Origin of the sequence: Nostoc sp. CCY0012 (genome assembly GCF_963920855.1) — a bacterium.
GTDB lineage: Bacteria > Cyanobacteriota > Cyanobacteriia > Cyanobacteriales > Nostocaceae > Cyanocohniella.
Map to the genome: position 1 here is coordinate 1 of NZ_CAWUDM010000054.1, position 21759 is coordinate 21759.

Genomic DNA, 21759 nt, shown 5'->3' on the forward strand with positions numbered 1-21759 from the left:
CTGCCCCCCTGCCTCTTCCCCCTGCCCCCCTGCCTCTTCTATCAGGCAGCAACTACTAAAAGCCAGTGATCAATTTATCGTTTATAGAGCTTCCATCGCTGGCCCCACAGTGATTGCTGGTTATCATTGGTTCAATGACTGGGGACGTGATACCTTAATTGCTTTACCTGGTTTAGCCCTAGTCACAAAGCGCTTTGAGTTGGCAAAAGGACTATTGCGAACTTTTGGGCGTTACTGTCGCCACGGTTTAATTCCTAATGTTTTTCCTGATGTCGATGATGAACCGTCTTATAACAGTATTGATGCTGCTTTATGGTGGATTGAAACTTTAGGACTTTACTTAGAAGCCACACAAGACTGGCAGTTTTTGGCAGAACAATTTCCTGTAGTACAGCAAATTCATAAAGCCTTTATCGGTGGGACACGTTACAACATCCAAGTTGACGCTACCGATGGGCTACTGAGTTGGGATGTGCCAGGTGTAGCTCTTACTTGGATGGATGTGGTGATTGAGGGGCAGCCTGTAACCCCCCGAAATGGGAAAGCCGTGGAAATTAATGCCCTGTGGTATTCCGCTTTATGTTGGATGAGCCAGTGGGCAGAACGTTTGAGTCAACTTGAATTGGGCGAACCTGCGCGTCTCGCAAAACAGGCACAGCGTTACGCACAACAAGCGCAACAAGTGACAGTTTCCCTACAAAAGTTTTGGAATCCCCAGATCGGCTATTTGTACGACTCAATTGATCCGGATGATGGCCGCAATTCCCAGATTCGTCCCAATGCGATTTTGGCATTATCGCTGCATCATTGTGGGTTTTCGCAGCAGCAAGGGCGCGCAATAGTTGATTTGGCACTGGCTCGTTTACTTACCCCCTATGGACTTCGCAGTCTTGATCCAGCTGATCCAGATTATATAGGTCAATATATAGGCGACTCAACACAGCGCGATCGCTCCTACCACCAGGGTACAGTTTGGGGTTGGCTGATTGGCCCTTTTATTCGAGCTTGGCAGCGTTCTTACCCAGAAGAGCCATTACCTTTTGATTGGCAACCTTTATTGGATCACTTTTTATTTGATGCTTGTCTGAACTCGATTTCGGAAATTTTTGATGGTGATTGGCCTCATCAACCTCAAGGTGCGATCGCTCAAGCTTGGTCTGTGGCTGAGGTAATTCGCCATTTTAAATAAATAGTTTATAATCTTGATAAATATTACTTTCATTTAAGTGAATTTACTTAAATATGAATTTTGTTGTTGTAGATACGGAAGGCAAACCGGAATTAAGCGAATTAGCAATTATAGACAGTCACGGTGTAGTGATTTATGAGGGTTTATCTAATGAACATCCTCGTATATCCCCAAAATTTCCTAACCTCAAAAGTTTGAAAACTCTACTAACAGAATTTCTCACTATTGTTCAGGGTAAAACAATAATTTGCCATTATGCCGAGCATGATATTGATGTCCTTAAATATAGTTTCTGCAAAGTTGGTCTAACTTGCCCCAATTTACAATTTAAGTGTACTTACAACTTAGCTAAAAGTTATTGGCAAGGATTAGAAAGTTATTCTTTAGATTACTTGAGTAAGTATTTAAATTTACGAGCCAATAATCAATATTTCAACTCTGGCATGGCACATACAGCCAGATATGATGCTGAATTTACATACCAACTTTATAAAAAAATCATGATAGAAAATTTGAAATATCAAGCTAACCCGTTTAGTAGCAGCAGAGTTGATACTCCTTTCCAAAATCATCCAGATTACCTTGATACTTACTATAAAGAATTTCTCATTTTGACCAGAGGTTTAGAAGATGTCAAACAAGATATAAATTATCAAAGTAAAGGTATAGTTGTTATTGGTGAACCGGGTTCCAGTAAAACCCACTTGATGATGCGACTGGCTCAAAATCGATTACCCAGTAACAGATTATTATTTATTCGTCAGCCTAATAATGCTCAAGCGATACTTTATCATATTTATAGCCGAATTTTAGAATCTTTAGTTGAAAAAGTTGGTCGTCTTTCTCAGTTAGAGTATTTAATTATTAATTCTTTTCGGACGATTATTAATCTAGGTAATATAAATGTTCCACAAAAATATAAAGAATTTGTCAATAATTTAAATGATTTATCAGCAAATAATATTAATAATTTATTAGGCGAAAATACCCAAATTAAGCGAGATTCATGGCAGTATATCGAAAAAACTATTAATGATTGGTGGATGAGCAATTATGCTGCGGGTCGTTATGCTTTATCTATCATCAAAGGAATGGTTAAGTATTGTAGCTATACAGATTATGGATACAAAAATATTACTACTCGTTGGTTAGCAGGGAATGTTCTAACTGACGAAGAAGCCGAAAAAATTGGTTTACCTAATTGGGGAGAAGAGGTTAGCCAAGAAGCTTTTTCTTTGGAAGTTATTTCAGTTTTAGGTAAACTTTCTATATTAGATGAACCGTTAATTATTATTTTTGATCAATTAGAAGCATTAGGCCAATCTCATAATAAAGAAATCTTGTTAAACTTTGGGGAAGCTGTCAAAGAAATTTTTACCCATGTTCCCAATAGCTTAATTATTCTTAATTTGTTTCCTGACAGATGGGAACAGTTTCAAACAATTTTTGATAATTCTATTATTGGGCGAATCTCACAGTATCAAGTTTATTTACGTCAGCCTACCGAAAGCGAAATCAAAGCAATTCTACAAATTAAGCTTCAATCTACAAGCATAACTTTAGAGCAGTTATTTTCTCCAAAAGAATTAGATGATATTTTAGGACACAAACCCATTAGATCCGCGTTAAAACGTTCTGCTGACTACTATAACTATAAAGTGCATGGAATCCCCTTAAGGATTGAGAAAAAAGTCATACATGAACCAGATAAAGAAGAAAAAGTAGAACAGCAGTTAAGAATTTTGCAACACCAGCAACAGGTATCAATCGAAGTATTAATGCAGGTTATACAGAGTATTCAACAACCTAATGCTATTGATGTTAGCAATCTGCATCAGAAATTATCAGATTTATTAGTAGGTGAAGAAATTGAGTCTATTCTCGAAAATCCTGTTATTGAGTATCTAACTCAACATAAAAATGAACTAGAGCAAAAATATAGTAATTCTGCTATTATTACGGATTCCGATGATATTGGTAAATTAAAAACTATTGCTGATGCTTTCAATAAGATTAAGCCCGTAAAATTAACACAATATCGCTTAGGTAAAAAACAGTTACCAGAACATATTGTTATAGAAAACGGTGTGCGAAATTATGTAATTGGTTTTCTGCAAATAAATGGTAATTTTTTTACAAGTCGCATTGGCAATTTTAATGAATTAGTTAATATTTATCCCCAAAGTAAATTTGAACTTTTTCGAGATGAACGATTACCAGAAATTACAGGTAAGGTAGGTAAAGAACATATTAGACAATTGCAATTGCAAAATAGTCATAACGGAAATTTTATCTTATTAAATAAACAAGATAGGATTTTTCTAGACTTAATTTATGATCTAATTGTCAGTATTTATAATAAAGATTTAGATAATGTAGAGTTGGAATCAGCATTAAACGTTTTAATCACCCATCCAGAATGGTATCACTGGATTCTATCTATATTTGGTTTCAATTCGCCAACTAAATAATAACTTAATCCAGATTTAAAATAATGATCAAAAGTCCACTACGTTACCCAGGTGGTAAGTCAAAAGCTATTAAACAAATAGCCGATTACTTACCAGATAGCTTTTCGGAGTTTCGAGAGCCTTTTGTGGGCGGAGGTTCTGTATTTATTTATTTAAAACAAGAATTTCCTCACATAAAAATTTGGATTAACGATTTAAATCGGGAACTATTTTTGTTTTGGAAATACTCTCAATCTCATTTAACAAAATTAGTGCAAGAAATCCGTCGTGTTAAAGATAAACATACAGATGGTAAATTACTATTTACAGAATTAACAAATATAGATACCAACAATTTATCTGATTTTGATAGAGCAGTACGCTTTTTTATTCTCAATAGAATTACTTTTTCTGGGACTGTGGAATCTGGGGGATTTTCTGATCAAGCTTTTCATAAACGCTTTACCTACTCGTCAATAGAACGCCTAGAGAAATTAGAAAATATTTTAACAAGTGATGTCAAAATTACTAATTTAGATTACGGTGAACTATTACACGCAGACGGTAAAAATGTCTTCATATTTTTAGATCCCCCTTATTTTACTGCGACTAAATCTAGATTATATGGTAAAGATGGTAATTTACACACATCTTTTGAGCATCAAAGGTTTGCCGAATTAGTAACACAATGTCATCACCGTTGGCTCATAACTTATGATGACTCCCCTAAAATTAGAGAAAATTTTCCAGCATCTAATGTTTTCGAGTGGGAATTACAGTATGGAATGAATAATTATAAACAAAGTAATGCTGCTAAAGGTAAAGAATTATTCATCACCAATTATCTTGACACTATCAGGTCTAAAGACGCTGGAATTATGGGATAAAGGATATAACTTGTGCAGTTAAATGCCTGATTTGTAGTAGTTACAAATTACATATCTTCTAACTCAATACCTTTGGTTTCCTTAATAAAGAACCAAACGAAAAAGATAGAAATAGCCGCCGCAGTTGTATAGAGGCCATAGGCAGAACCCAAGCCAAAATATTGCAGAATAGGAGGGAATGTTGTGGAAATGAAGAAGTTCGCTACCCATTGCATAGCAGCCGCGACTGAAAGTGCAGCACCTCGAATTTGGTTATTAAACATTTCTCCCAACAGTACCCAGGTGACTGGCCCCCAGGAAAAACCGAAGCAGAAGACATAGAGGTTAGCTGCTATGAGAGCTATCATACCTGCCGAACCAATCAATGTGGGATTGCCAGCAGCATCAGTGGGAGCGTTGCCAAAAATTGCCGCCATCGTTCCCAAGGTCACAGTCATGCCGATTGAGCCTAGAATTAGCAAGGGTTTACGGCCAAATTTATCCACGAAGGCGATCGCAATCAGTGTGGTAATAATATTTACAGCGCCAGTAATCACTGTGATGGTGAGGGAATCTTGTTCGGAAAATCCCACTGCTCGCCACAAAACGCTGCTGTAGTAGAAGATGACATTAATGCCCACAAATTGCTGAAGTAGAGATAAACCAATACCAACCCAAACAATCGGGATGAGTCCACCACTTCTTCGCAAAAGGTCAGAAAATCTAGGCTCACGTTCTCGCAGCACTGTCTGGCGAATTTCTTCAATTTTTGGCAGGACGTTACCCCCCAAAATTTTGGTGAGAACGTTAGCAGCTTCTGTTTCCCGTCCTTGAGCAACTAAGTAGCGGGGGGATTCGGGAATCATTAAAGCTGCCATTCCATAAAGCACTGCTGGAGGAACTTCCGTCCAAAACATCAACCGCCAAGCACTTATACCAAATAAAGACGGCGACTCAGCAGAACCTGCGGATACAGCAATAAAGTAGCTGCTTAGTAAGGCAATGAAAATACCCACGACAATTGCTAATTGCTGGAGAGAACCTAACCTTCCCCGCAAATGGGTAGGAGAACATTCTGCAATGTAAGCTGGGGCAATGACACTAGCTGTACCAACTGCCAGCCCACCCAATATCCGCCAAAAGATAAAATCCCAAATAGTAAAGGCAATTCCAGAGCCAATAGCACTGATGGTAAACAACACTGAAGCTACTATCATTGCTTTAACTCGACCATATCGGTCTGCAATCTTGCCGGCAGAAAAGGCTCCTACTGCCGACCCCAACAAAGCCAGGGATACTGCCAGTCCTGTCAGTACACTGTTGGTATTAAAGTTTTTAGATAGGGCGGCAACTGCACCGTTAATGACTGCGGTGTCAAAACCGAACAAAAAGCCGCCGAGGGCAGCAGCACCAGCAATTAAGATTACATAGAATGTGTTGGATTTACGACGATCAGTGGTAGAGGTCATTGGTATATTTTGGGTGTGGGGGAGATGCTAAATCTAAAATTATTGTGCTTTTTTTACTGTCGGCAATGACTTTTGTGATGTTAAGGTCAAAGCAAAATTACTACATTAGATCAAACCATCACATGCATTTCTATGAAAATTCTTTGGTAGTGTTGACGAGAGAAACTGCTTTAAATTAAAAACTTCTAAACTTCTGATGTTAAATAATTTGTTAATTTGGTGTTTGGCGGTTATTCACTATTGTTTTAATTTTGTAAATTTGCAGAGTAAACCTAAAAATCTTGCATTGAGAGACTTTCAGTAAGAATTAGGACTTACGCACTCGCCACGAAAATCGAGGCTTTGAGATTGCTTCCTACAGTCGCAATGACGGGAATGCTTTAGGATTATGTAAGTTCTAAAGAAAATAAAGTTTTTGTATTTCTAGTCTATTTACAGCCTTGATCTCAAAATTTTAGTGAAAACAAGTCATTTTTTAGATAGTTATAATTTAACAAATTCTACAACTAAAAATGAAATTCACTTTACAAAAATCAACAGCCTATCAGTAAAATATTGGTGTTTAATTCTAGAGTTAGCTAATTAGATACAGCACTTTGCGTAACAGTTTAGTACAGTAGTTGAGACGGTAAATGCTGTGAGAGCCATGACCTGGGGCATAGCTAGAGCCTCCGGCACGCTACCGCGGGGCTACGTTTACCGCCGGAATTTCTCCACCTTGCTATGCACAAAACAGGGCTAAAGTCCTGACTCCGAGGTAATTGCAAACACGACATCTTCATAAAGCTCTGCCATTGTGATGTCAAAATTCACACTATTTAAGTGAAATGACTCTTCTTTTTCTGTGTAGAATTGCAAAACCCATAGACCTTGATCATTACGACGAAAACAGTCGATTCGCTGACGTTTTGTGTTAATTAAAACATACTCCTTTAAGCTTTCTAATACCTGATAATCGGCAAATTTATCGCCCCTATCAAAAGCTTCAGTAGAATCAGATAAAACTTCCACAATCAAACAAGGAAATCTTTTATAAGTCGGTGTTTCTTTGTCTCTTTGATCGCAAGTTACCATAACATCGGGATAGTAGAATCGATTCAGTGATTCAATGCGGGCTTTCATATCCGCAATGTAAACACGACAGCCTGAACCGCGGACATGATTACGGAGAAGCGAAGCCAGATTCAGCGCAATAGTCACATGAGGGTCTGTAGCCCCCGCCATTGCGTAGATATAGCCATCAATGTATTCGTGTTTGATGGCACTCTGTTCTTCCATCTGTAGGTATTCTTCAGGGGTGATATAGATTTCCGGAGAAGCAACCATATTTCAACCTTCCAGGGTGAGTATACGCGGATTTAATTTCTAGATTAGCTTTTATCGAAAAAAAGTGAATTGAAGCATTTCATACCACAGCTAGAAGCAGAAGCTTACATGGTTGCCTATCATACAAATGCACAAAAGGAAATGTACCTCTATATACCCGTAATATAGGATCACGGTTGTTGAGGAAAGAACAATGAGGTCATGACCTGCTAGATTTGGAAAATTGGTCATGCATGATTTGCTAGAAACTGTTTTAAACGGTGATGAAAAGACTACACTGCATCAATTAATTGATGAATTAAGTGCCTCTGGTAAACGCTATTTCCTAAGAAATGAGATTCTCCAGGCATTTTCAGACTACTGTCACCAATCTCATCAGCCTGCTTACTTTTATCACTCTTCTTCTATTGGACAACTGATTCACTATACCCATGAATTGATTTTGGCAGAGGATAGCACTTGGTTTGTTGTCCGACCAAAGATTGCTAGCCAAGAAGTATGGCGACTGAAATCTGATTTGTCTGGATTTGATTTGATGACACCACAGTCATTATTAGAGGTAAGCGATCGCCTGGTCAACCGCTACCAACCCCACATTCTGGAAATTGACCTGCAACCGTTTTACCAAAGTTCTCCCTCCATCAGTGACCCCAGAAACATTGGTCAAGGCCTAGCCTTTCTCAACCGTTATCTGTGCAATCAACTATTGACGGACACCCATTATTGGCTAGAAGTGATATTTCAGGCATTATATCGCCTAACCTATGATGAAAAACCTCTATTAATCAGCGATCGCATTCCTTCGGGTCTACACTTAACTAAACAAATCAAGCAAGCCCTGAAATTATTGCATCAGCGTCATCCTGATGAACCCTACAAAAATTTTCGTGGGGAATTGCAAGAACTCGGCTTTGAACCAGGGTGGGGGAATACAGCAGGACGCGTCCGGGAAACTCTAGAATTGCTGACACGACTAATTGACAGTCCTCAACCTGCTATTTTAGAAGCCTTTGTAGCCCGTATCCCTGCTATTTTTCGTGTCGCCCTCGTCTCCATACATGGTTGGGTTGCTCAACAAGATGTTTTGGGACGAGATGAAACTTTAGGTCAAGTAATTTATGTCCTCGAACAAGCCCGCAGCTTAGAAAATAAATTACAAGCAGAAATCAAACTCGCCGGTCTTGATTTATTAGGTATTCAACCCCATGTAATTATTCTCACCAGGCTGATTCCTAACTGTGAAGGTACAGAATGTAATTTGAAACTCGAAAAAGTTCAAAATACAGAAAATGCTTGGATATTGCGTGTTCCCTTTGGGGAATTTAATCCGGAAATTACCAATAATTGGATTTCTAAGTTTGAGATTTGGCCTTATTTGGAAACATTTGCCTCAGATGCAGAAACAGAATTACTAGCTCAATTTCACGGTCGCCCAAATCTGATTATTGGCAACTACAGTGATGGGAATTTAGTAGCATCGTTATTGTCTCGTAGCTTAAAGGTCACCCAATGTAATATTGCCCATTCCCTGGAAAAACCTAAACATTTATTTAGTAATTTATATTGGCAAGACCTAGAAGAACAGTACCACTTTTCCGCCCAATTCACCGCTGATTTAATCAGCATGAATACCGCCGACTTTATTATTACTTCTTCCTATCAAGAAATTGTGGGGACACCAGACACTATGGGGCAATACGAGTCCTACAAGTGTTTTACTATGCCACAGTTATATCACGTAGTTGATGGCATTGATTTGTGTAGTCCTAAGTTCAACATGGTACCGCCAGGAGTAGACGAAAATAATTTCTTTCCCTACACCCAAAATCGAGATACCAACCTGCGTCAACAAATTTATGACCTACTTTTTCACCGCGAAGATGCTCAAATATTAGGTCACTTAGAAAACCCGCAAAAACAACCAATCTTTGCCATTACTCCCATTACTTCCATCAAAAATCTTACTGGATTGGCTGAATGTTTTGGTAAAAGTCAAGCATTACAAGAGCGTTGTAACTTAATTTTACTAACTAGTAAACTGCATCCAGAAGCAGCCGCCAATTCAGAAGAAGCTGGGGAAATTGAAAAATTGCATAACATAATTGATCAATATCATCTCCATAGTCATATTCGCTGGATAGGGATGCGTCTTCCTACTTGTAATATTGGCGAAGCCTACCGAGTCATTGCTGATGCTCAAGGAATTTATGTCCACTTTGCCCGTTTTGAAGCATTCGGACGGAGCATTTTAGAAGCAATGATTTCCGGTTTACCAACTTTTGCTACTAAATTTGGCGGTGCTTTGGAAATTATTGCAGATGAGGAAAATAAATTTCATCTTAACCCCACAGATTTAGAAGATGCAGCTAATAAAATTTTAAATTTCCTCCAGCAATGTGATAGTCATCCTGAATATTGGCAAGAAGTTTCTGAATCAATGAGCCAGCGCATTCGGAATAAATACAATTGGCAGTTACATACTAATCAACTGTTATTGCTGGCGAAAATGTTTAGTTTTTGGAATTTTGCTGCACCAGAAAATAATGAAGCCAGGGATCGCTATATGGAAACTTTATTTCATCTAATTTATAAACCCAGAGCCGAAAAAATTCTAGAACAGCATATGCATCGCGCTGTTGGGAAATTGGGGATGAGTAATTAAGCCTTAGGTAGAACAGGGTAAATAATTAAAGGTTTGTAGTGAGAACTTTAGTTCTCAAATCAGGACTAAAGTCCTGACTACGAACTGATTTTAGGTAAATTTACATTACTTTACATAGGTTGGTTTTTTCAAGTCATTCTACTTAGGTAGCCAAATAAATTCAGTTTCTAGCTCTTAACAGCTCATCTCTAGTACTTATTTTCAGGCAACATATCATGGATACCAAAGCCTCTAATCACCACTTTATCTATACAGACTGGAGATTAATTGAAACCCAGTTTGACCCCAACCAGTCGCACTCCAGAGAAACCATTTTTACTATTGGTAATGGCTATTTGGGGACACGGGGTAGTTTTGAGGAAGGCTATCCTCGTTCGTTACCTGCTACTTTCATCCACGGTGTTTACGATGATGTGCCTGTAGTTTACACAGAACTAGCCAACTGTCCTGACTGGTTACCGTTAGTATTAATGATCAATGGCGATCGCTTCCGGCTCGATCAAGGTGAGATATTAGAGTATGAGCGCCAGCTGGATGTGCGTTACGGGATTCTCGGCCGTTTTTTGCGTTGGCGCAGTCCCTCTGGCAAAACTATAGATATCCATTGGGAACGCTTTGCTAGTCTAGCAGATGAGCATGTGTTAGGACAACGGTGTCAGTTAACGCCTGTGGATTTTAATGGCTTAATTGAAGTCCAGGCTAGTATTAATGGCTACCCAGAAAATCAAGGTTTTAATCACTGGGAAGATTTAGACCAAGGTAAAATCGACCAAGGAATTTGGCTACACAGCCGCACTCGTGGTTCTCATATAGATATTGGGATGGGAGCTAAGATGACAGTTGTGGGGGTTGATTCTTCTATGCAAGTCAGTACTGTACCTGGCTATCCTACCTTGAGTGCAACTTTTATGGCCACAGCTCAACAAACTGTGACTGTGGAAAAGTGGGTGACGGTTTTTACTTCACGGGATGTTGAGGCACCAGTATTAGCAGCTCAGGAAAAACTCGCCCACTTACCAAACTATAAGACTCTACTTCATGCCCATAAACAGGCTTGGGATGAGGTGTGGGAAAATAGCGACATTGTAATTGAGGGAGACATAACAGCTGCTTTTGCTGTTCGTTACAATCTTTTTCAATTACTGATTGCTGCTTCTAGACATGATGAGAAGGTGAGTATTCCCGCTAAAACTCTTTCGGGTTTTGGTTATCGCGGTCATGTTTTTTGGGATACAGAAATTTTTATTCTGCCCTTTTTTACTTTTACCCAACCGACTTTAGCTCGCAACTTGCTGAGTTACCGCTACCATACCTTAGATGGAGCTAGACGCAAAGCATCTCACTATGGTTATCAGGGGGCAATGTTTGCCTGGGAGAGTGCGGTTACAGGTGATGAAGTTACACCACGTTGGGCGCTTCCTAATGATTTCTACGGTGAAGATATACGGATATGGTGTCGTGATCACGAAATTCACATCAGTGCAGATATTGCCTATGCTGTTTGGTACTACTGGCAAGCTACTGGTGATGATGAGTGGATGCGTGATTATGGTGCAGAGATTATTTTAGATACTGCGGTGTTCTGGGCTAGCCGAGTGGAGTTCAACTCGCAACAAGACCGTTATGAAATTCGTGGGGTAATTGGTGCAGATGAATATCATGAGTTTGCTCACAACAATACCTTTACCAACCGCATAGTACAATGGCATTTAGAAAAAGCCCTGATAGTTGATGATTGGTTAAGTCGCACCTTCCCAGGACGAACCGCACAATTAGCGGAAAAACTACAACTTAATACCGAAGTGCGATCGCACTGGCAAGATATCATCAATAAAATCTGGATTCCCTACGACCCATCAACCGGATTAATTGAGCAGTTTGAAGGATTTTTTCAGTTAGAAGATATTAACTTGGCAGATTACGAACCTCGCCAAAAATCGATGCAAGCTATTTTGGGCATCGAAGGCGCTAATAAACGGCAGGTTCTCAAACAGCCAGATGTATTGATGTTGTTGTATTTAATGAGGGAATCCGCAGATTTTCCTTACAACGAAAAAGCCTTACAGGCTAATTGGGATTACTATGCACCCCGCACTGATATTACTTATGGTTCATCTTTGGGGCCAGCAATTCATGCCATCATCGCCTCAGATTTGGGTAAATCAGTAAGAGCCTATGAAAGATTTATGCAAGCCGCTATGGTAGATCTCGAAGATACTCGCGGTAATACTGCCGATGGCATTCATGGCGCTAGTGCTGGTGGCATTTGGCAGACGGTAATTTTCGGGTTTGGTGGTATTCAGTTCACAGATAACGGTCCCATAGCCAACCCCCATCTACCTCCAGGTTGGACACGCCTCAAGTTTAAACTGCACTGGCGCGGTAAATGGCATGAATTCGATTTACGTCCCCAACAAATATCCCCCAATATCCGGGGAGTGATTTTTGACCTAGATGGAGTATTGACTGATACAGCAGAATACCATTATTTAGCTTGGCAAAAGCTCGCAGATGAAGAAGGTATACCTTTTAATCGGGAAGCTAATGAACCGTTGCGGGGCATATCTCGTCGGGCTTCCTTGATGCTGATCATCAAAGATATAGAATACTCAGAAACCGAAATTCAAGAAATGTTGGAGCGTAAAAACCGCTACTACGTAGAAATGATTCAAAACATCACACCCAAGGATTTATTACCAGGTGCGATCGCTTTATTAAAGGAACTGCGGCAAATTGGAATTAAGACGGCTATTGGTTCGGCTAGTAAAAATGCCCACATGGTTTTAGAGCGATTGGAGATTATTGATTTAGTCGATGCGATCGCAGATGGTTATAGTGTTAAGCAACCTAAGCCAGCACCCGATTTATTTCTGTATGCTGCCAAGCAGCTAAAACTGCCCCCAGAGCAATGTCTGGTGATTGAAGATGCCGCCGCTGGTGTTGAAGCTGCGTTAGCTGCTGGTATGTGGACAGTAGGCTTAGGCCCCACTGAACGCATAGGTGCGGCTCATATTGTTTTGCCCAACCTAGCAAATATCAAGTGGGCAGATCTGCAAGCTCAGTTGACTAATGTTACCCTGTAAAACTTTGCCCATTAATAGAACTATAAATCTGCAAATTAGATTCTTTCTTCACAAGTTCCTCAAATTCTTGTCGTACATTTAACTTACATCTTGCACCAGGCGACTGGAAGTAACGGCTACTACACAGGTAAAACCCAATACGGTTCAGTTAGAGCCAAAAACCTTAAATAGAGTAGGTTGGGTTGTTCGCGCTAGCGTTGCGGAGCAATGGAACGAAACCCAACATTTCCGGGGATTTGTTGGGTTTCGCTATCGCTTAACCCAACCTACTTTTCCTCTTAAGTGAACCGTATTGAGGTAAAACCTTGATTTTCTGTGCTTTCTGCCCAGGAAGTTCGGCGAAACTCAGACGAGCCGCCGACTTAGTTTGTATAGCCGCGATTTATAATCGCCAGGGCTAGATGCTTTTAAGAAAACCATTTTATGTCTATTCCTAGAATAGAACTGTAAAAAATGCAATCAATAATAAATATTTTTCAGCAGTTAATTACTTACATCTCAGAAGCAGTTAATAAAATTTTCAGCCCTAGAGATGATGATTATCCAGAAACAGGAGTACAACCATTTGAGGGAGATCCATCTGATAAAAAGCACCATTAAAAGGTCTTTGTTAGTTGGGTAATAATTCACATGTGCTGGATTTTCAGTGACTTGGCGACTTTATCTATTACTGAAAAGGTTAGTACAATGACTGTAGTTAGGAAAATTAATCATGAGTTAGCGATCGCGGGACAAATTACACCACAACAATTCCAATTAATAGTTGATGATGGTTATAAGTCTGTAATTAATCTCCGGTCGCCAGATGAAATAGACTTACTCGATCATGAACAAGAAAAAATGGAATTTTTCGGATTAATATACATTAATTATCCGACTAAAGTTGAAGAAATTACCCATCAAGCTGCCTTTGAGATATTTCAGATAATTAAAGAACTACCGAAACCCATGCTTATACATTGTGATAATGCCATTCGGTCAGCAGCTATCGTATTTTTATATATTGCTAACAAACAAGGAATTGATTTTGAAACAGCATGGCAAAGGGCGCTTGATTTAGGTTTGCTAGAGTTTAAATAAGTGAAGTAATTTAAATTGAAATTAGCTTTTTTAGATAAGTTATATTACTTGCTTTATTTATTAAAAAACCCTAAATTTAGCAACATAAAATCATAAGCCAGCAAAAAATAAAAGGTGCTAAAAATGACTAAAACTCTTGTAAATGTTACCCTAATCATGGTAAATCAAGAGCTAGAAACCATTCTAGAAACTTATCCTAATCATCCACATCAGGAAGCTTTTTCACACCCTGACATCAGGCAATGTCTCATTGCTTATATTCTCAATAGAATCCCTAACCATTACATCACAGTTGATCAAGAAGCAAAAGACAAAGTATTCACTAACTTAAATGATTTGTGGCACTCAATCGAACACAAGTTGCACATCGAAGCCATAATTCACCAAGGAATTGAGAAAGTTTTGTGTGAGCAAGCACAAGAGGTTAATCGGCATATTCCAGAGGTAGCTAATCCCAGTTTGATAGCATCTGATTGGTTTGGGTAGTCCCACCAAATTCCTGTAACTTCTGAGAAAGCCATACTAGAACATCATCAACATCTGTAAGTTGCTCTCCTGGCGGTGTCACGGGACGATTTACCATGACTACTTTCAGTCCCAATTCCCGTGCTGCCACAATTTTGGCATAGGTAGCATCACCACCGCTATTTTTGCTAACGATGGTGTCAATGTTGTGGTGAATCAAAATTTCCCGCTCATTATGCAAGTAAAAAGGCCCGCGATCGCACAAAATTATCCCCGGTGGTACTAAGGCATTTGCTTGGGGAGGGTCAATCATTCGCATCAAAAACCAAATTTCTTGCAGGTGAGCAAAAGCCGGAATTTCTTGCCTACCAATAGTTAAAAATACCCGGTTTGCCTGATTTACTAAAGCTGCGGCTGCGGCTTGAATATCTTCCACTTCGAGCCAGCGATCGCCACTTACCTTTTCCCAAGGTCGGCGAATCAGTTTCAACCGGGGTACATTAGCTTCTGTGGCGGCCTCCGCTGCATTGAAGGCAATTTGATGAGCAAAGGGATGAGTAGCATCAATCAACAAATCAATCTTCATTTGCCGCAGATACTTAGCTAGTCCAGCCACACCACCAAAACCCCCAATTCGCCAATCACCCAAGGGAACTGATGGTTCACGGGTACGACCAGCTAAAGAAGTAATTGCCTCAATTCCTGGCATCGTCGCTACTCTAGCAGCTAATTCTGTAGCATCGCTGGTTCCACCCAGAATTAAAACACGCATCACCATACTCTTCTCTGGGGTCGTTTTTCTGGGGACAGTTTTATCCAATATCTAGAATGGGGGAATTTTCGCTAAAACTCCTTTTTTCAGTGGTTCTGGTCTTTCTGACCAAGGTAACAAACCATCAGGTTTAGCGTAATATTGACTGGCACAGTCTAATACAGCAGATGCAGTGCCATCAACGGCTAAATCACCAAATAAATATGTTAATTTGCCATTACTAGCAAAGGCGACAACACAAGAACGATTACAAGCACTCATACATTCAACTTCTTGAATGGGAAATTCATCTCGTAATTCCCAATTTTGTGCTAAATCTTGAAGATTTTTGAGTAATTTTTCACCCCCGCTTTCACCTAGACGTTTTCCATTTTCCCAAACGCTAGCGCAGGTTTTGCAAACAAATAAAGTATGGGTGGCTACACCCAAAGAATTAGTATTGGCAGTATGAGCAGCAGTCATCTGTACCTCGCAGATGTGTAGAATTTAACAGTATACTGAGTTCGGCGGGCGTTCTGACTGGGAAACTCAAAAGGTGTTTGATCTTTTGCTTTACCTTCACAGCTGCGGGACAGTGCCGGATTTGCACCGAGCTTTCCCCTTTACCTCTAGTAGCTGACCTCTACTAGAACCGAATGTTTTATTTATCTTATCACTAATGCCAATAATCGTTTCAGTACACGTTACAAAATTTGTACTATTTAAAACTGGCAAAAAACAAAATTACTTAAGCCAAAATTAAAGCTACTTCTTTGGCAAAGTAAGTCAAAATTAAATCTGCACCCGCTCTTTTCATACTAGTTAAAGTTTCCAAAATTATCTTTTTTTCATCAATCCAACCCATGCGTGCAGCGGCTTTAATCATGGCATATTCACCACTAACGTTATACGCTGCTACAGGTAGGTTTGTGGCGTTACGGACTTGATGAATGATATCGAGGTAAGCTAAAGCAGGTTTTACCATGACAATATCTGCTCCCTCAGCAATATCTAATTCCACTTCTTTTAAAGCTTCTTTGGCATTAGCCGCATCCATTTGGTAAGTCTTTTTATCACCAAATTTGGGAGCAGAATCTAAAGCATCGCGGAACGGGCCATAATAAGCAGAAGCGTATTTAGCAGAGTATGCCAAAATTCCCACATCAATATAACCTTCTGCATCCAGCGCTCGACGAATAGCACCGACTCTACCATCCATCATGTCGGAAGGTGCGACGAAATTTGCCCCAGCTGCTGCTTGGGAAATGGCCATTTTCACCAACACTTCCACGGTAGGATCATTGACGATAGTACCCTTGTCATCGATTAAACCATCGTGACCATGAGTAGTGAAGGGATCCAGCGCCACATCAGTTATGACGATCATGCCTGGAACTGCTTTTTTAATAGCTTTGACAGTCCGCTGGACTAAACCATCTGGGTTGTAGCTTTCTGTCGCATGGTCATTTTTGAGTTTTGCGGGAATTACTGGAAACAGAGCGATCGCCTTAATTCCTAAACCCGCAACTTGCTGAACTTCGTTTAACAATAAATCTAGGGAATAGCGATAGCAATCAGGCATAGAAGCAATTTCAAATTTTTTCCCCTCACCTTCAGTGACAAACATCGGATAAATCAAGTCGTTGACACTGAGAATTGTTTCCCGCACCATGCGCCGTAAAGTTTCTGTCCGGCGTAGACGACGAGGGCGATAACGCAGGATATCGGTTGCAACTGAAGGATTTATAGAGGTCATACTCAACGCTGAATGATATTGATTATCATTATTTTTGCATAAAATCGATAGCTCACAATATCCTAATTGCCAATGGAGCAGTATTTTTTCCAAGACGAAGCTATCCAGCGATGCGGTTGAAATTTTCCCACACACCAAAAAATATCGAACAAGGAATTGAAATTCTCGGTCGTCTGCTCAAGAAATATCTAACTCCTAGCTTGAGAAGCTGTAATTTTAAGTTGTAAAAATTAGCCCCTAAAAGGAAATATTCTTTCAGTTTCTAGGCTCTTAAAAATAAACTTACATGCTTTAAATTCTCAAAATCTATAACCCACACCGCCTTGTACAGAAATAGCGGCACCGCCACCACCTCCACGATAGGCATCAAAAGCAATAATGGCGTTACCAAAAATCACAGTATTACTATTGGGGACAATGTAATCAATACCTGGTTGTAAAGCAAAACTGATTTTATTTCCCACAGGAGAAGAATTATCTCTGTCACCACCAGCCAAAACTAAACCAGCCCCTAAGTAGGCATCAGTTTGCCAATTTATCGGGACATCGTAAGAAACCGTGGGTACAATAGCTGTATTTCTGCCAACCAAAGCTTGAGCGCGGAAAGAGAGGGGCGATTCTAAAAGCTTATAACGAGCCGCTACAACTCCACCGACTTGAACCCCATCAGTAAGACCAACAGTTGGCCCGACACCAACATAGCTACCGTAGGCGACTTGAGCCTGTGCTGGTTGAGAACTAATAGCCACACTCAAGACTGAGCCAGCTGTCAAAAACGAAACCAAACATAGAATATGTTTCATTGCCACATGCCTCACACCATCTTGAAGTTAACGGTTCGTTTGAATACTTATATTATCGCTATTACTGATAAATAAGTAATGGGTAATGGCAAGGAAATTATTGCAGGAGAGTAGAGGGGAAGAAGCAAGAGCGGAAGATACTTCTCAATCCCCAGTACTCTAGCCCCTATTCTACGGACAACGAGGATGAATCCCGCCTTGAGTACAGATGTAAGCTAGTTGCCTAGTATCTAAATTTTTGGCTTGAGAAAAATCAACTCCTCTGACGACAGCAGATATTGAGCCGATGTCTGGCATTTGTACAAATTGATCTTCTGGGTTTTGTCTAGCAGGAGCAATTATTGCTCCTTGAAAATCAGCACCTGCGACATTGGCCCCACGTAAATCAACAAAACTCAGGTCAGCATTTTGTAAGTTGGTATTTTCCAATCTAGCGGAGCGTAATACAGCGCCAGTTAAACGAGTTGCACTTAGGTTGGCATTACTAAGATTTGCCCGATCTAAATAAGCTCCAGATAAATCGGCCCCTCGCCAATCAGTACTAGTTAAATTGGCATAAGATAATTGTGTGCCGATGGCGATCGCCCGAGTCAAACGAGCGGCGGACAAATTAGCTTCGTTGAATTTTGCATCACCTAAATCAGCGCCAGTTAAGCTAGCATTCTCTAAAACTGCACTGCGAAAATCAGCCCCTACTAGCTGGGTGCTGCTGAGATCAGTGCCAATTAGTCGCGCATGGGATAAGTTGGCCCTATTGAGGGTAGCGCGGCTTAAATCGCTCCGATTCATGACAACTCGACTGAGATTAGCATCAGTAAAGTTGGCTTGTTTCATTTGAGCTTGACTCAAATCAGCTATTTCATCATCATAGGTATCCCACCGTCCATCTGCACCAGCACCCCGGAAGCGACTGTTCTTAAAGCTGGCTTGGTTAAGGTTGGCTGACTTGAAGTTAATTCCCGACAAATCAACGTTGTCTAAAACCAAGTTGAAAAAGGAAGTCCCTGGGGTACCACTTTGACCTAATTGGATGCGACTGAGATCCAGTCCTGCGGTTTGACCACTGTGAACGCTGAGAATTTTGTTAATTGTCTGCTGGTTCATGTGTAATCGCTGTTGTCGCAATTCCCTCTCTGGGGATGCATTGCTACCCACAGAATCTAGTTCACCTGCTAAAAACTGATTTTTGTTGTTTAATTCGGGGATGGCTTTGGGGCCGACACTTGTTAATGCTTGTTGAATTGTATTGATGAGGATGGGGTTAGTTTCTTTAACCAGAAGATCCGTCAGAAATTGGATGGACTGAGTGTCATTGAGACTACCCATAGCTAGAATTAAACCTTGACGTTCCTCGATGGTAGCGCCAGAACTGGGACTTAATTTTTCTACGAATGCGAGAAACTTTTGGCTATTAATTTGCTTGACTTCTCGGCGGGTCTGCTGTGTTTGGATATAAACTTGGGTAGCAACCAAAGTCCCCAGCACAGCAATCATACTGCTCAGAGCTACAGCAAACAGCGTCAGGCTGGGATTTTGCCGCATTCGTCGCCACAGGTTCGGGGTATTTGTAGTTTCCCCTGTGAGCATGGCCATAGATACTGGGTTTAATTGCTCTGGCTGCTGTTGACCCTCAGCATTAGCTGTAGTTGGCGATGGTAAAGCCTGACTGGTATCTATAGTATAAGTTCCTGCCAACCAATCATGGAGTGCGCGACGACCCCGACGTGATGGCAAAGCTATTCCTTCTCCTAGCACCATCAAGACAGCCAAAAATGTGAATAGTCCTAAATTGGGAAAAGCAAAGCTGTAGCGCCAAAGAATATAGGCAATGGAAACAGGTACAGTCCAGCGACCAATTCCTTCCCGCGCTACAGCCGCCGCTAAACCGGGAGACTGGCCTTGCTCGTTGACCACTCGGACACCAAACTTGCGCTTGGGAATAGTACTCCCTGATTTAGCTAGTAAGTATAATTGCCACCATGAAAGCGTTACAGGCGCTAATAAAGCGATGAGCCACAAAAAATTCGTCGGGGCTGCTACGTTGCGAATGCTGTGAGTCACAGGTAATGCTAAAGGTCGGGCGATCGCTCTTTCTGTGACTACTAGCACTGGATGCAGAGGCACTCGATTGACATCGCTTCTGGAATTGGCATACACACCTAGTCCAAAAGGAACTAACCCACTGACCACCACCAGTGTAATTTCAGTTGCCCAAGCAGCAAGACGCCTAGTATTTAAGGGCAACGAATGGGCTGTTTCCGGGTCTTTTGGCTGGCTAGATTGAGTAGTCTTTCTCCTCACAATTGGGGTCGCCATTGCATAATTCCTTTGTATTTATTTTTACGTTGCTCTCGGCACAGTTAAAATAGACTATTGCTTATTTTGAAAGTTACCAGATACAAAAAATTTGTATCCAAGATACACTAAGAAACCTATTAGTGCCAGACTAACTACAGAACTAACTAGTTTCAGCACTGTTTGTAGCATTGCTAGGCCCAATAGCGCCCCCACACCTGCCACTATCAGTTTTGTTGTGCCAGACAAGTTATTAAACCAAAGCCGCAGTTTTACAAAGTGCGATTTAACATTGAGAAAATCAGACGGCGATGCTTGGGATTTTTCTGCTTGTTTCCCCACGTTTAAAGATTTAGAGTTGATTTCTGCCTCTAAGTTTTGCAGGCGACGTTGCAAGTCTTCTTCGGGTTGAGGATTCATAATTTTATCCTTCATACTAGAACATTAGTTCATCAATAAATCTACCAAATCCGGTTGGGGGATGTTGGAATATCCCTCTGGGGATAAGCGGGATCTAGTCCCCAATAACTAATTACTGAGGAACATAGGCAAATTGTTATCGTCTTTTTATATCAGACTATTTATTTCTATCTTGCTTTCAAAATAGTCAGGAGCATAAATAATTATGAATAAGCTGAGGCTACTTACGGTTGTTCCTATGGCTTTGGCAATGACTTTGGCGCTTACTGAAGCTAATTTGGCCGAAGTCCCACGGCTCCAAATTAATCCCAAGTTACCTTCAAATCCACTGGTTTTAAATGGCACATCTGGTGGGACAGTTTCTAGTAATTGTGGCAACATTGCTCAAGAACCTAATCACATCATTCAGTTAACCAAGCCACAGCCTTACTTACGATTAACAGTTGACGGTCCTGGACAGCCAACATTGCTCATTAATGGGCCTGGAGGACGTTTCTGTGTGTTAGCCGATGATTACTCTGGTAGTAAACCGGAATTATCTGGTTATTGGCAGGAAGGAGAATATTCACTATATGTGGGTAATTTATTGCCACAGCAGCATAACTATACCCTCTCGATTTCACAACACAAAAAACCGCCGAAGTAACCCTCTCCTGTCACGCTGCTAACCACAGGTTTTGCTGCAATTGTCGGGTTATATCGGTGAGTTAGGCGTATGTCACGTGTGCAATGGCAGTATGAGATTTTGACTTGTAAAATGTAAACAGCAAAAAATTCTCTATTCTTATGACTGTCAAAATCCAGGCTAAAAAAGATCAATTACAGGGAAGCACTAATAAACAAACAGAAAACGAAAAAGTTCTATGCTCTCATTGTCAGCGCACCGCTACAAACGGTATTAAATGTAAAGGGATTTGTGTGGCTGATAATGACTATTAAAGTATTAATTGTATCGCTCCTGAATATTGTAATTTGCATTGGGGAGCAGGTTTTAATGACCCAAAGTATTACCTGTACAGTGTACAGAGATAAATATGGAGTGGAGAACATACTGGACTGACATAGCTAATTTTGTGCATTAGCAAATGTCCCGATAATCGGCGGTTTCTGACATCTAAAATAATGCACTGCTTGATGTATGTCA

Annotated in this window: 17 protein-coding genes and 1 riboswitch; of the genes, 9 read left to right on the forward strand and 8 right to left on the reverse strand. The window is 40.5% G+C overall.

Annotation, left to right across the window (positions count from 1 at the left end; all coding sequences use genetic code 11):
* The 3 genes from ACM0OS_RS16620 to ACM0OS_RS16630 all read left to right on the forward strand — a co-directional run.
* The coding region (locus ACM0OS_RS16620; RefSeq protein ID WP_414544304.1) for an amylo-alpha-1,6-glucosidase at window positions 1-1189 on the forward strand (1189 nt) is incomplete at its 5' end.
* Window positions 1190-1242: 53 nt separating this feature from the next.
* Window positions 1243-3660: an exonuclease domain-containing protein gene (locus tag ACM0OS_RS16625; protein WP_414544305.1), complete on the forward strand. Its 2418-nt coding sequence runs from the start codon at window positions 1243-1245 to the stop codon at window positions 3658-3660.
* Window positions 3661-3683: 23 nt separating this feature from the next.
* Complete coding sequence (locus ACM0OS_RS16630; RefSeq protein WP_414544306.1) at window positions 3684-4526, forward strand: DNA adenine methylase; 843 nt, start codon at window positions 3684-3686, stop codon at window positions 4524-4526.
* 47 nt (window positions 4527-4573) lie between these two features.
* Here the strand turns inward: ACM0OS_RS16630 and ACM0OS_RS16635 are convergent, their stop codons facing one another.
* Entirely contained in the window at window positions 4574-5974 is a 1401-nt protein-coding gene (locus ACM0OS_RS16635) for a sugar porter family MFS transporter (RefSeq protein ID WP_414544307.1), read from the reverse strand.
* A 738-nt stretch (window positions 5975-6712) separates the two neighbouring features.
* A complete protein-coding gene (locus ACM0OS_RS16640; RefSeq protein ID WP_414544308.1) occupies window positions 6713-7300 on the reverse strand; it encodes a Uma2 family endonuclease in 588 nt (195 codons plus the stop codon).
* 229 nt (window positions 7301-7529) lie between these two features.
* On the opposite strand from ACM0OS_RS16640, the gene ACM0OS_RS16645 reads away from it, so the two are divergent.
* The 5 genes from ACM0OS_RS16645 to ACM0OS_RS16665 all read left to right on the forward strand — a co-directional run bounded on the left by ACM0OS_RS16645 (window position 7530) and on the right by ACM0OS_RS16665 (window position 14611).
* Complete coding sequence (locus ACM0OS_RS16645) at window positions 7530-9962, forward strand: sucrose synthase (protein WP_414544309.1); 2433 nt, start codon at window positions 7530-7532, stop codon at window positions 9960-9962.
* A gap of 215 nt (window positions 9963-10177) precedes the next feature.
* Window positions 10178-13045 carry a beta-phosphoglucomutase gene (gene pgmB / locus ACM0OS_RS16650; RefSeq protein WP_414544310.1) on the forward strand — a complete coding sequence of 956 codons (2868 nt, stop codon included), beginning with the start codon at window positions 10178-10180 and terminating at the stop codon, window positions 13043-13045.
* Between the two features lie 453 nt (window positions 13046-13498).
* The gene (locus ACM0OS_RS16655) at window positions 13499-13645 is read left to right on the forward strand and encodes a hypothetical protein (protein ID WP_414544311.1); all 147 of its coding nucleotides are present in this window, start codon (window positions 13499-13501) and stop codon (window positions 13643-13645) included.
* 87 nt (window positions 13646-13732) lie between these two features.
* A complete protein-coding gene (locus ACM0OS_RS16660) occupies window positions 13733-14125 on the forward strand; it encodes a hypothetical protein (RefSeq protein WP_414544312.1) in 393 nt (130 codons plus the stop codon).
* 123 nt (window positions 14126-14248) lie between these two features.
* Window positions 14249-14611 carry a late competence development ComFB family protein gene (locus tag ACM0OS_RS16665; protein ID WP_414544313.1) on the forward strand — a complete coding sequence of 121 codons (363 nt, stop codon included), beginning with the start codon at window positions 14249-14251 and terminating at the stop codon, window positions 14609-14611.
* On the opposite strand, the gene ACM0OS_RS16670 is transcribed toward ACM0OS_RS16665, so the two are convergent.
* The 6 genes from ACM0OS_RS16670 to ACM0OS_RS16695 all read right to left on the reverse strand — a co-directional run bounded on the left by ACM0OS_RS16670 (window position 14574) and on the right by ACM0OS_RS16695 (window position 20615).
* Entirely contained in the window at window positions 14574-15362 is a 789-nt protein-coding gene (locus ACM0OS_RS16670) for a cobalt-precorrin-6A reductase (RefSeq protein WP_414544342.1), read from the reverse strand. The two genes, ACM0OS_RS16665 and ACM0OS_RS16670, sit on opposite strands and share 38 nt — an antisense overlap.
* A gap of 51 nt (window positions 15363-15413) precedes the next feature.
* The gene (locus ACM0OS_RS16675; protein ID WP_414544314.1) at window positions 15414-15824 is read right to left on the reverse strand and encodes a DUF1636 domain-containing protein; all 411 of its coding nucleotides are present in this window, start codon (window positions 15822-15824) and stop codon (window positions 15414-15416) included.
* A gap of 25 nt (window positions 15825-15849) precedes the next feature.
* Window positions 15850-16013, reverse strand: a riboswitch (cobalamin riboswitch).
* 76 nt (window positions 16014-16089) lie between these two features.
* Entirely contained in the window at window positions 16090-17097 is a 1008-nt protein-coding gene (hemB, locus tag ACM0OS_RS16680; protein WP_414544315.1) for a porphobilinogen synthase, read from the reverse strand.
* Window positions 17098-17396: 299 nt separating this feature from the next.
* Window positions 17397-17900 carry a hypothetical protein gene (locus tag ACM0OS_RS16685; RefSeq protein WP_414544316.1) on the reverse strand — a complete coding sequence of 168 codons (504 nt, stop codon included), beginning with the start codon at window positions 17898-17900 and terminating at the stop codon, window positions 17397-17399.
* Window positions 17901-18071: 171 nt separating this feature from the next.
* Window positions 18072-20216: a pentapeptide repeat-containing protein gene (locus ACM0OS_RS16690; protein ID WP_414544317.1), complete on the reverse strand. Its 2145-nt coding sequence runs from the start codon at window positions 20214-20216 to the stop codon at window positions 18072-18074.
* Between the two features lie 54 nt (window positions 20217-20270).
* Window positions 20271-20615 (reverse strand): hypothetical protein, encoded by a 345-nt coding sequence (locus tag ACM0OS_RS16695; protein ID WP_414544318.1) that lies wholly within the window; start codon window positions 20613-20615, stop codon window positions 20271-20273.
* A 205-nt stretch (window positions 20616-20820) separates the two neighbouring features.
* Here ACM0OS_RS16695 and ACM0OS_RS16700 point away from each other — a divergent pair, with 205 nt between their 5' ends.
* Window positions 20821-21261, forward strand: a complete 441-nt coding sequence (locus ACM0OS_RS16700) for a hypothetical protein (RefSeq protein ID WP_414544319.1) — start codon at window positions 20821-20823, stop codon at window positions 21259-21261.
* Window positions 21262-21759: the final 498 nt, after the last annotated feature.

Excerpts from the sequence above, each read along its gene's own strand:
- ACM0OS_RS16700 (WP_414544319.1), top strand. The coding sequence starts at position 20,821 with ATGAATAAGCTGAGGCTACTTACGGTTGTTCCTATGGCTTTGGCAATG.
- ACM0OS_RS16625 (WP_414544305.1), top strand. The coding sequence starts at position 1,243 with ATGAATTTTGTTGTTGTAGATACGGAAGGCAAACCGGAATTAAGCGAA.
- hemB (WP_414544315.1), bottom strand. The coding sequence starts at position 17,097 with ATGACCTCTATAAATCCTTCAGTTGCAACCGATATCCTGCGTTATCGC.
- ACM0OS_RS16665 (WP_414544313.1), top strand. The coding sequence starts at position 14,249 with ATGACTAAAACTCTTGTAAATGTTACCCTAATCATGGTAAATCAAGAG.
- ACM0OS_RS16670 (WP_414544342.1), bottom strand. The coding sequence starts at position 15,362 with ATGCGTGTTTTAATTCTGGGTGGAACCAGCGATGCTACAGAATTAGCT.
- ACM0OS_RS16660 (WP_414544312.1), top strand. The coding sequence starts at position 13,733 with ATGACTGTAGTTAGGAAAATTAATCATGAGTTAGCGATCGCGGGACAA.
- ACM0OS_RS16685 (WP_414544316.1), bottom strand. The coding sequence starts at position 17,900 with ATGAAACATATTCTATGTTTGGTTTCGTTTTTGACAGCTGGCTCAGTC.
- pgmB (WP_414544310.1), top strand. The coding sequence starts at position 10,178 with ATGGATACCAAAGCCTCTAATCACCACTTTATCTATACAGACTGGAGA.
- ACM0OS_RS16645 (WP_414544309.1), top strand. The coding sequence starts at position 7,530 with ATGCATGATTTGCTAGAAACTGTTTTAAACGGTGATGAAAAGACTACA.
- ACM0OS_RS16675 (WP_414544314.1), bottom strand. The coding sequence starts at position 15,824 with ATGACTGCTGCTCATACTGCCAATACTAATTCTTTGGGTGTAGCCACC.
- ACM0OS_RS16640 (WP_414544308.1), bottom strand. The coding sequence starts at position 7,300 with ATGGTTGCTTCTCCGGAAATCTATATCACCCCTGAAGAATACCTACAG.
- ACM0OS_RS16690 (WP_414544317.1), bottom strand. The coding sequence starts at position 20,216 with ATGGCGACCCCAATTGTGAGGAGAAAGACTACTCAATCTAGCCAGCCA.
- ACM0OS_RS16635 (WP_414544307.1), bottom strand. The coding sequence starts at position 5,974 with ATGACCTCTACCACTGATCGTCGTAAATCCAACACATTCTATGTAATC.
- ACM0OS_RS16695 (WP_414544318.1), bottom strand. The coding sequence starts at position 20,615 with ATGAATCCTCAACCCGAAGAAGACTTGCAACGTCGCCTGCAAAACTTA.
- ACM0OS_RS16655 (WP_414544311.1), top strand. The coding sequence starts at position 13,499 with ATGCAATCAATAATAAATATTTTTCAGCAGTTAATTACTTACATCTCA.
- ACM0OS_RS16630 (WP_414544306.1), top strand. The coding sequence starts at position 3,684 with ATGATCAAAAGTCCACTACGTTACCCAGGTGGTAAGTCAAAAGCTATT.